Below are 11,124 nucleotides of genomic sequence, written 5' to 3'. Positions count from 1 at the left end.
TCAACACCTATAGTGTAATAATAGATGAAAGTATGATTGGTAATGTATTGAATACCAATTATGAAGAATCCAGTAGTTTTTTTTCCATAAAGTTAATAGTCTACATAATCCTGCTTGGGGTTATTCCGAGTATTTATATTATTAAGGTTAAAATAATAAATGTAGCATTAAAGAAAATTTTAACCATTTCTTCGCTTACCTTATTATTTATTGTGGTTTTAATATTTGTTAATGCCAGCAATTGGCTGTGGATCGATAAGAATTCAAAACAATTAGGAGGCCTTGCAATGCCCTGGTCATATTCGGTAAATACCTCACTTTTTTATATTCATAAATATAAAAAAAATGAAAAAGAAATTTTATTGCCCAATGCTGTAATAAAAGACAATCAAAAGTCGGTTGTTGTTTTAGTGATTGGAGAATCTGCAAGAAGCCAGAATTTCTCTTTATATGGTTATAAGAAAAACACAAATCCACTGCTTTCTAAAACACAGAATTTATTTCATTTTAACGCCAATTCTTGCGCTACATACACCACGGCTGGCGTAAAATGTATTTTAGAACCTACCAATAGTGAAGATTTATATGAAATCCTGCCCAATTATTTATATAGAAATAATGTAGAAGTTATTTGGAGAACTACAAACTGGGGAGAACCTCCCGTGCACATAGAAAAATATCAAAACAGAGATGTTTTAAAGAAAGATTGTACAGGCGAAGGATGTAATTACGACGAAGTTCTTTTAGCAGGATTAAAAGAAGAAATACTGGCCAGTAAAAAAAATAAAATATTGATAATATTGCACACAAGTACCAGTCACGGTCCAACATACAGTAAAAAATATCCACCTCGATTTGAGACTTTTAAACCTGTTTGCAATAGTGTTGAACTGGGAAAATGTTCTCACGAAGAACTTCTCAATGCCTATGATAATACCATTGTTTACACAGATTATATTTTATATAATGTAATTGAAGATTTAAAACAATTAAAAGAGTTTAAAAGCACCATGATTTTTGTTTCAGATCACGGAGAATCTTTAGGAGAAAAAAATCTATACATGCATGGAATTCCTATAAGTTTTGCGCCTATAGAACAATATGAAATACCATTTATAGTTTGGGTATCTGATAATTCAAAACAACTCAAGCCCAATAAAATGTTGTCTCAGAATAATGTATTTCATAGTGTTTTGAATTTTTTAAATATTGAGAGTCCTGTTTATAACGAGGAAATGAATATTTTTAAATAATAGCGTTTTGGGGATCAGAATATTAAAAAGTCTTGATTTATAAGATGTATGAATTGCTAAATGGTTTACAGAAAAATAAAAACTGCCGATATAAAAACCTGGGAAATCATCAAAAAAAGATCAAAAATAAAAAAGGAAGGTGTTATTACACCTTCCTTTTTTGGAACTGATGGGATGGGTAAAACTAAAATTTTAAAGTGTGTAAAACAAAGAGATTGATAGTTTTTTAAATGTGAATTAGTGAAATTGAACACCTGTGAGATTATCATTTACTGGGTTGTAAATAATAATAAATGTAGTTAAAAACTTATTTATGTTCGAGCACAATTCATTTTATTTTTTGCATACTTTAACTATTTAAGATAAATATTACATTTTTATTAAAAACATCAATAATTTTGTGTTCGAACACATTTTTGTTGCTTTTTGTATTGCCAATTAAAATTCATTATTTATATTCGTCTGAAATAGGCTACTTTATATTTTACTTTTTTATATTATTTATGATTTTAATCAAGTTTTAATCTGAATAATTTAAAATCTGATTTTAAAATTATGAAGGCATTCTGCTTATTTTTTTATGTAGAAATATTGCAATATTTAATCATAGATTTTTTTAACTATTAACCCAAAATATCAAAATTATGAAAGTCAAGAAAATTACACTTATTATTTTATTTTGCTTTGTCCAGGGTTTTTCCCAAACGTATGTCTCTACAACCGGAAATGATACCACAGGTACAGGTACGTCTGCCTTGCCATTTAAAACCATTGTAAAAGGAGTTCAGGCAGCTCCGTCTGGAGGAACAGTATTAGTGCTGTCAGGAACGTATCCTGTAACGGGACCAATTTATGTTGGAAAACCGTTAACCATTCAAAAAAGCGGTTCAGCTGCTGTGGTTATAAACGCTTCAGGCTGGACAAGTACAGATACTTATGTATTAGGAATTGTAAATACAAGCAGCGTTACTATTGATGGTTTAACGATATCAAATAAAATTGGTAACGGAAGTAAGGGAATATGGATTTTAGCAAATTCTGGCGCAACAGCCAATCTTAACAACATTACAATCAAAAATTGTGTTGTTAAAAACATCGGCTGGATCAGCAATAATCTTTCGTCAATTCCTGCCAATAGCGGAATCGTTGCAAATGCAATAAAAGTAGATGCCGGAAACGGAACTTACGCGATTACCAATGTAAAAATTGATAATAACGAGGTAACAAATTGCGCGACAGGTTGGGGAGAAGCGGTAACCGTGACCGGAAACGTAAATGGTTTTTCGGTTTCAGGAAATACAGTATATGATATTGCTAATATCGGAATCGTTGCTGCAGGGAATTACACATCGACAGGAGCCACAAGCAATAATCAGGCAAGAAATGGTATTATTGCCTCTAACGAAGTTTTTAATTGTATGAGTGCCGTTGCCAATAGTGCCGGTATTTATGTAGATGGTGCTTTAAATGTTACGGTACAAAGAAACGAAGTGTATAGATGCGGAGTGGGAATTGCGGTGGGATCTGAACAAAATACGACTACAGGAAATGGCGGTCAGTCTACAGGTCACATTGTAAACAACAATTCGGTTTATGATAACGTCATAACAGGAGCCATTTTTGGCGGTGTTATTGGCAGCGGTTATACCACAAGCGTAGGAAATACCAAAATTTTCAATAATACTTTTTATAAAAACAGAACTGGTGCTACTATCAACGGAGTTACCACTATTGCAGGTACTGCTGTAAGTACAATTGCTGATATTTACGGAGGTGAAGTACATCTTCAAAACAGTTCAGGAATTACCTTCAAAAACAATATTCTTTATGCTACAAATGGCAAAAAAGCGCTTTTGGCCTCTTATGGTTATACAGTTTCAAGTTTTGTATCAAACTATAACTTATTTTACAGAGAAGGCACCACAGATTATATCATTGATTTAACGGGAGTTAGTTTCAATGGAAGCTCGACAACAGGTTCTTATAATCCCGCGCAATTTGCAACGGCAACAGGTCAGGATGTTAACTCAGTTGTAGGATCGCCTGGATTTGTAAATGCTGCGGCTTTTAATTTTACTTTGGTAACTGGAGCTTTTGCTACAGACAAAGGAGATCCAACTTATAATTCGACTTATTCCGGAACATTAGATTTTGATGATAATATTCGTAAAAGAAATGGTCGTATTGATATTGGTTGCGCTGAATTGCAAACAGGATCAACGGCTAAAAAAGCACCTTCAGCTGAAGTAACCGAAGAAATTGCCTCAAGCTTTTCTGTTTTTCCTAATCCTGCTTCAGACGAAATCAATATTAATTTTGGAAAAGATATTAAGACAGCAACCGTTTCTGTCTTAGATTTAAACGGACGCGTGCTCTTAAAAGGAGAATACAGTGCGGTTAATTCAGCAACCATTAATGTTTCTGATTTAAAAAAATCACAATTGGTTATTCTTCAAATCAATGCTGATAATGAATTAAGTAACAATAAAGTATACTTAAAATAATAAAAAAAGCTTTTAGGGAGCAAAGGAGATTTTCTCTTTTGCTCCCTTTTTTCTTTTTTTAAAATTCCGTACCTTTTTAGAATGAAAAATTACACAGTAAATCATATAGAAGAAAACATTTTGCAAATAAATGGTTTAGGAGATAATCCGCTTTGGAATAATGCAGCCGTTTTAACTGATTTTGTTTCTCCCTGGGATGATGTAAATCCCGATAAAATCGAATTTAGAGCTTTATGGGATAGCGAAAACATCTTTTTTTGCTATAAAGTTTATGATGCCAATGTTCATATAGACAAGCAAGATGACTCCATTGACAGCATTGGAGAATCTGATCGAGTAGAGATTTTTTTCAGGACAAATGAAAACCTAAATCCTTATTATTGTATAGAAATTGATCCAACATCCAGAATCATGGATTTTAAAGCATCTCCCGCTAAAAAATTTGACTTTGATTGGAATTGGCCTGAAAATGATATCACAGTAAAATCAAATATTAAAGAAGATCATTTTATAGTAGAAATAGCCATCAGTATTCAATCGCTGAAAAACTTTCATTTAATTAAGGACAATATTATTGAAGCAGGACTTTTCAGGGCAAAATATAAAAAACAGCCCAATAATCTCTTTGAACCAACATGGATTACATGGGTAAATCCAAATACCGAAACACCAAATTTTCATATTGTGAGTTCTTTTGGTACTTTGACTTTAGTTTAGAAGAAAGTTACTAATTTTTTATACCACATAGAAAAATGTTTAATAGCAAAATACCGCCATCATTGTCATCCCGAGGAACGAGGGATCTTCACAAGAAACTAACGCAAAGGATATGTAAATTACCAAGCTACTTGCGGAGATCCCTCGTTCCTCGGGATGACAAAAATGGGTATAATAACTTCTGATCTAAATCTTTTTAAATAAATGAATGTGTTTAGATAATTACACTCAAGGATTATAAAAAGTAATCCTTAGCATTTTCAGTATTGATAATATCAATTGGCAGCAACTTTTCAGGACTAATTTCCTTTTCAAAAATAAAATGCTCGATCAGGTTTGTTGTTCCCAGATAAGCTTGTCTTTTCGGATTTTGATGAATTAGAAAGTCAATGGTTTTATTATTTAGATATTCCAGATTATCTTCTAATAAATCATAACCTACAAGCGCAATTTTTCGCTCTGGATTTTTAGCAATAATTTTTGCCACCTGATACGCTTTTGAAGTGGTTACAAAAAGACCTTCAATGGCAGGATTTGCTTCTAAATATTCTTTAAGCGTCGTTTTGAACTGAGGATGTTTGACTTTAAAAGTCTTAATTTCAAATTTTTTATTGTCAGGATTATCAAAATAATCCCTGAAACCTTTTTCTTTTTCCTGCATGTGAATTGCATTTTCATAATCTTCATCGATATGGACGATGGCGATTGTTCCTTTTTGAATCAACAATTCCAGTAATCTTGCGGCAATTCTTCCGCTTTGAAACAAATCCTGCCCCACAAAACTTTTTATGGCACTAGATTTAAGCTGGTTATTAAAAATACTCGAAATAATTCCTTTTGAATTATACGTTTCAATGGCATCAAGAGCTTCTTTATGAAATAACGGAACTAACAAAACAGCATCCGGAGACGCATTTAAAACCGCCTTATTCGTTTCTACAAAAGATTCAGTGCTTGTCGCATCAAACAAAAAAATTTCTACTTTAACATTAAAAGATTTAAATTCTTTTTTAGCCTCATTTATACCATCAATACAAGGTTGCCAATACGGATCATTTTTAGAATCAGGAAGCAAAACACATATCGAATAAATTTGTGTTTTCTTTAAACTTCTGGCCATTAAATTGGGCTGATAGTCAATTTTGTCTAAAACCTCATTTACCCTTTTTAAGGCATCTTCAGACACTTTTCCTCTCTTATGCAAAACGCGGTCAACAGTGCCTTTTGAAACACCAGCCAGTTCTGCAATATCCTTAATTGTATAAATTTTTTCCATATAGAAACAAATATAAATAAAAATCAAATATCAGAAAATATTAAATTATATGTGTTCGAAAACATTTTTATTGTGTTCGAGCACATTTTAACACAAATTCTTTTTTTTATAGAATATTAATATATATTTTAGCCGAATATTAATGACATAATTCACGATATTAACTTAAAAAATGTCAGATTAATATTTATTTTAAGGTTTAGCAGAGAAGTTTTTAAAATCTGTAACTTGTGGATTTAACGCTTTTTTGAAAATATTAAAACAACAAAAAATAACCAAAAGTTTAAAAAAATAATAACCAATTAATAATACAATTTAAATGAGCAAAAGTAAACCTACTCTCGTGATTTTGGCGGCAGGTATTGGAAGTCGATATGGAGGATTAAAACAGTTAGATACATTTACTCCCGAAGGAGATACAATTATGGATTTTTCGATATATGATGCATTACAGGCAGGCTTTGGAAAATTCGTATTTATTATAAGCAAAAACATAGAAGAAGAGTGCAAAGAAATCTTTAATAAAAAACTTGAAGGAAAAGCAGAAGTAGGATATGTTTTTCAGGAAATAGACAACGTTCCGGCAAAATACCAGAATCCGGATAGAAAAAAACCTTGGGGAACCGGACATGCATTGCTAATGGCAAAAGATGAAGTAACCGAAAACTTTGCGATTATAAATGCCGATGATTTTTACGGAAAAGAAGCTTTCGAAATCATGGCAAAAGCCTTAACCGAAATGGACAAAGAATCCTATCATTTTAATATGATGGCTTATTTGCTTAAAAATACCGTTTCAGATCATGGTTTTGTTTCCAGAGGAGAATGTCAGGTAGATGAAAATAATTATCTTACAGATGTTACCGAACGCACGCACATCGAAAAAATAAACGGAAAACTGATGCGTAAAGATGATAATGGAGATTTTATTTCCATTGATGAAAATACGATCGTTTCTATGAATTTCTGGGGCTTTACGCCAAAATGTTTTGAGTTTGGAGGCACTCTTTTTGAAGAATTCCTAAAAGAAAATGAGCATGATTTAAAAGCCGAATTCTTTATTACATCTGTTGTAAATGAAATTCTAAAATCAGATAATGCCTCTCTCGAAGTACTTCAGTCAAATGCCAAATGGTTTGGCGTTACCTACAAAGAAGATAAGGAAATTGTAAAAAAAGAAATCGAAAAATTAAGAGCCCAAAAGGTTTATCCAACAAATCTCTGGTAATATGGTAGCAGAACATTTAAAATTTATATTCGGCCAATTTGACCACATAGAGGTTTTCAAAAATTTTGAAGAGCTGGCCTCAGGTCATATCAACGATACCTATTTGGTAACAGCCGATAGTCGCAAACAGTTTATTTTGCAACGAATTAATGATGGCGTTTTTAAAGACGTCCCAAGCCTTATTGCCAATAAGGTTAGTGTGAGCAAGCATTTGCAGAAAAAATTAAAACATTTATCAGCAGCAGAATTAAAACGCAGGGTTTTAACTTTTATCGGTACAAAAAAAGGCATTTTTTATTATCAGGATAAGGATCGAAATTTCTGGAATATGATGGTTTATATTGAAGGAAGCCTGACTTTTGAAACCGTAAACAACGAAGAAATCGCTTATGAAGGAGGAAAATTATTTGGTGAATTTTTAAATCTGACCAGTGATTTTGATGCCAGAAAACTGGTAGAGGTAATTCCGAATTTTCATAATATGGCATTTCGTTATTCGCAGTTTGATACCGCTTTAAAAGAAGCTTCGGAACAACGAATTCAGGAAGCTGAATTGTGCATCAATCTCGTTCTTGAATTAAAAGAAGAAATGCATATTTTGCAGAATTTAAAAGATGTCGGAAAAATCAAACTAAGAGTTACGCATAACGATACAAAGATTTCAAACGCACTTTTTGATACCAATAAAAAAGGATTATGTGTGATTGATACAGATACGGTTATGCCCGGAATTATTCATTATGATTTTGGAGATGCCATAAGAACCATTTGCAATACAGCGGCCGAAGATGAAAAAGATCTGGAGCTTGTCAATTTCAACCTGCAATATTATAAAGCCTATGTAAAAGGTTTTCTGGAAAAAACAAATTCGTCCCTTTCGTTATTAGAAATTAAATATTTGCCGCTTGGCGCTAAAACGATGGTATTTATTATGGCATTGCGTTTTTTGACCGACTTTTTAAATGATGATGTTTATTATAAAACAGAATATCCGGAACACAATCTGGACCGTTCTAAAAATCAATTTAAACTGATTGAAAGTTTATCTGAACAATTTAAAGAAATGGAAGATTACAATCTGAATTTCATTGGATCATTAAAATAAAAAAAATGAAAAAATATATAATTACCGGCGGTGCAGGTTTTATAGGAAGCCACATTGCCGAACATTTGTCGAAAGAAGGGCACCAGGTTACAATACTTGATAGTCTAAGAACGGGGTTTGAACACAACCTAAACGGACTCAATGTTGATTTTGTAAAAGGAGATATTCGTGACGAGAATTTAGTAAATGAATTAGTAAGTGGAGCATCAGGAATTTTTCACCTTGCAGCTTTGGTGAGCGTTCATGAATCGCTTTTGAAAATAAAAGAATGTATAGAAATCAATACTATTGGAACAATTAATATTCTCGAAGCTGCTAAAAATAATGCAGGTTGCAAAGTGGTACTTTCAACTTCAGCCGCCAATTACGGAAATAATCCTGTTTTGCCAAAAGTAGAAACCATGTTTCCGGAACCAATGACGCCATATGCAATAACCAAATTAGACGGAGAATATTATTTAAAAATGTATCTCGATCAATATCAGGTTCCAACAGCATCTTTACGCTATTTTAATGTTTTTGGTCCGCGCCAGAATCCGGAATCCGCTTATGCGGCTGCAGTGCCCATTTTTATCAATAAAGCACTTCAAAACGAACCCATAACCATTTATGGAGACGGATTGCAAACCCGTGATTTTATTTATGTAAAAGATGTCGTGAAAGCCAATATTCTGGCTTCACAAAAAGGAAATGAAACCTATAATGTAGCATTAGGACACAGTACTTCGGTTTTAGAACTGGCTGAAAAAATTATAAAAATCACCAATTCAAAATCGCAGATTAAATTTCTGGAAGAAAGACCCGGAGACATCAAACACTCAAAAGCCAATCCTGAAAAATTCAACCAATTGGGTTTTAAACCAGAATATACGATTGATAAAGCTTTAGAAGAAACCATTCTGTTTTACCATCAGGAATTGGTGAGCAAATAACCTTAGAATAATAACTAACTCAAAACCAACCCAAAAACATGTCAGAAATCGATATTACTTTAAAAAAAGAACAAAGCAGTACTTTGATTCCAATGGTTATTTTAACGTCCTTATTTTTTATTTTTGGATTCGTAACCTGGCTCAACGGACCACTAATTCCGTTTTTTAAATTAGCGTGTGAACTAACCGAATCACAATCGTATTTTGTAACTTTTGCGTTTTATATTGCTTATTTCGTCATGGCAATTCCGTCCTCTTTTCTAATCGAAAAAGTAGGTTACAAAAACGGAATTTCAGTAGGATTATTAGTGATCGCCGTTGGAGCATTATTGTTTTATCCTGCAGCAGAAGCCCGAACTTTTGGACTTTTCCTGATCGCTTTATTTGTAATGGGAACCGGTTTGGCCGTTTTACAAACAGCTGCAAATCCGTATGTTGTCGTAATTGGTCCGCGCGAAAGTGCCGCAGCAAGAATCAGCGTTTTAGGAATTGCTAATAAACTGGCAGGATTTCTGGCTCCGTTATTATTGACTTCATTGGTTTTATCCAATATTGGAGATTATTCAGCAGATAAAATTGCTGTAATGACTTCGGTTCAAAAAGAAAGTGCGCTTGATTTATTAGCATTACAATTACAAACGCCTTATATGTACATGGCAGGAATTATGCTGGTGCTGGCTGTTTTGGTGAAATTTTCGCCACTTCCTGAAATCAACTTAGACAATGAAGGACAAGTAGAACATTTGAGTATTTTTAAACAAATCAAAGAAGCGTTCAAACATCCGCAATTGGTTTTTGGCGTGATTACTTTAATGGTTTATATCGCCGCCGAAGTTCTCGCCGGAGATTCCATTGGCGGTTTCGGAAAACAATTGGGCGTTTATGGAAATAGTGGTGCTTTTTATTTAAAATTGACTTCATTCACCATGACCGCTATGGTTATTGGTTATATTTTAGGAATTACATTGATTCCAAAATATGTTTCACAGGTTTTTGCACTAAAACTATCCGGATTTTTAGGCATTATTTTAGTTTCGTCGATCGTATTACTTTCGCCTAAAATCATGGTTCAGTTACCTGGAATACCTCAATTGCCTTTGATTATTATTTTGGTAGCGCTTTTAGGACTGGCTAATGCACTTTGCTGGCCGGCGATTTGGCCAATGGCACTTCAGGATTTGGGCGGATTTACAAAAATTGGAGGCGCAATATTAATTATGGGAATAATTGGCGGAGCCGTTTTTCCGTTATTCTACGGTTTATGGGCAGACCATATTAATACGGCAAACATAGCCGCCGGAATTGCCCAAACAGCAAAAAGCGGCAATCAAGTGGCGTATTTAATATTATTGCCAGCTTATTTCATGATCGTGTTTTTTGCCTTCAAAGGGCATAAATACAGAAGCTGGTAAAAGGAGAAGGTTTCAGGTTTTTCCACAAAGTTGTCATTTCGACGAAGGAGAAATCACACAAGTAAATCGACAAAGATTGGCGATTTTGTTTGCGAAGGATGAATTAAAATCCATCCCTACAATATGATCCGTTCCTCCGGAGCTCTTGGTAAAATTCCGTAGGAATGATTTATATTGTAGCAACGGATTTTAATCCGTTGAAAAATTGACGAAGCAATCTCAGCAAGAAGTTCAACAAGATCCACTCTTAAGGCTTTGTCAAAGTTTTAAACTTTGACAAAGCTAAGATAAACATAACCCTTAATTCATCGATCTGATTTTCAGATCACAACAAAGCACTCAAATTCAACATTTGATGATGCTCAACTCAACTTATGCCTTTTTTTTATCACAAAGGACAGTTTTAAAATTAAAGAAAAACATAATAAAATAGAATTCAAAATGATAAAAAGTAAAGTAGACAAAGCGACAGGTTTCGAGAAACGATTTGAAAACATCAATACAGTTGTTTTTGAAAATTCCGGTGATGCTTCAAAAGCGGTGGCTCAGGAAATTGCAGCTTTAATTCAAACCAAACAAAAAGAAAATAAACCTTGTGTTTTAGGACTTGCAACAGGATCTTCGCCAAAAGGATTATATGCTGAATTGGTGCGTTTGCACAAAGAAGAAGGTTTGAGTTTCAAAAACGTAATCAGTT

8 protein-coding genes and 1 pseudogene are annotated in these 11,124 nt (G+C 33.4%); 8 read left to right on the top strand and 1 reads right to left on the bottom strand.

The genetic code is table 11. The features are described from left to right. The 3 genes from eptA to ACHZDT_RS05140 form a co-directional block, all read left to right on the top strand. Nucleotides 1-1,253: phosphoethanolamine--lipid A transferase EptA (gene eptA / locus ACHZDT_RS05150; RefSeq protein ID WP_394773574.1), on the top strand; the 1,253-nt coding region annotated here is incomplete at its 5' end. Nucleotides 1,254-1,897: 644 nt separating this feature from the next. Then, entirely contained in the window at nucleotides 1,898-3,757 is a 1,860-nt protein-coding gene (locus tag ACHZDT_RS05145; RefSeq protein WP_394773573.1) for a T9SS type A sorting domain-containing protein, read from the top strand. An 81-nt stretch (nucleotides 3,758-3,838) separates the two neighbouring features. Continuing rightward, nucleotides 3,839-4,474, top strand: a complete 636-nt coding sequence (locus tag ACHZDT_RS05140; RefSeq protein ID WP_394773572.1) for a carbohydrate-binding family 9-like protein — start codon at nucleotides 3,839-3,841, stop codon at nucleotides 4,472-4,474. 235 nt (nucleotides 4,475-4,709) lie between these two features. On the opposite strand, the gene ACHZDT_RS05135 is transcribed toward ACHZDT_RS05140, so the two are convergent. Next, a complete protein-coding gene (locus ACHZDT_RS05135) occupies nucleotides 4,710-5,750 on the bottom strand; it encodes a substrate-binding domain-containing protein (RefSeq protein WP_394773571.1) in 1,041 nt (346 codons plus the stop codon). Between the two features lie 319 nt (nucleotides 5,751-6,069). On the opposite strand from ACHZDT_RS05135, the gene ACHZDT_RS05130 reads away from it, so the two are divergent. From ACHZDT_RS05130 to ACHZDT_RS05110, 5 genes and pseudogenes are all read left to right on the top strand, one after another. Further along, nucleotides 6,070-6,978, top strand: a complete 909-nt coding sequence (locus ACHZDT_RS05130; RefSeq protein ID WP_394773570.1) for a sugar phosphate nucleotidyltransferase — start codon at nucleotides 6,070-6,072, stop codon at nucleotides 6,976-6,978. A gap of 1 nt (nucleotide 6,979) precedes the next feature. Beyond that, nucleotides 6,980-8,083 (top strand): phosphotransferase enzyme family protein, encoded by a 1,104-nt coding sequence (locus ACHZDT_RS05125; protein WP_394773569.1) that lies wholly within the window; start codon nucleotides 6,980-6,982, stop codon nucleotides 8,081-8,083. A gap of 5 nt (nucleotides 8,084-8,088) precedes the next feature. Beyond that, nucleotides 8,089-9,015 carry an SDR family NAD(P)-dependent oxidoreductase gene (locus tag ACHZDT_RS05120; protein WP_394773568.1) on the top strand — a complete coding sequence of 309 codons (927 nt, stop codon included), beginning with the start codon at nucleotides 8,089-8,091 and terminating at the stop codon, nucleotides 9,013-9,015. 38 nt (nucleotides 9,016-9,053) lie between these two features. After that, nucleotides 9,054-10,427, top strand: a complete 1,374-nt coding sequence (locus ACHZDT_RS05115) for a sugar MFS transporter (protein ID WP_394773567.1) — start codon at nucleotides 9,054-9,056, stop codon at nucleotides 10,425-10,427. Nucleotides 10,428-10,868: 441 nt separating this feature from the next. Continuing rightward, nucleotides 10,869-11,124: pseudogene (locus ACHZDT_RS05110) on the top strand (glucosamine-6-phosphate deaminase); the annotation flags it as partial.

This window comes from Flavobacterium sp., assembly GCF_043722275.1.
Lineage (GTDB): Bacteria > Bacteroidota > Bacteroidia > Flavobacteriales > Flavobacteriaceae > Flavobacterium.
The sequence above is the reverse complement of the archived record's forward strand: the minus strand, read 5'-3'. Positions and strand labels throughout refer to the sequence as shown.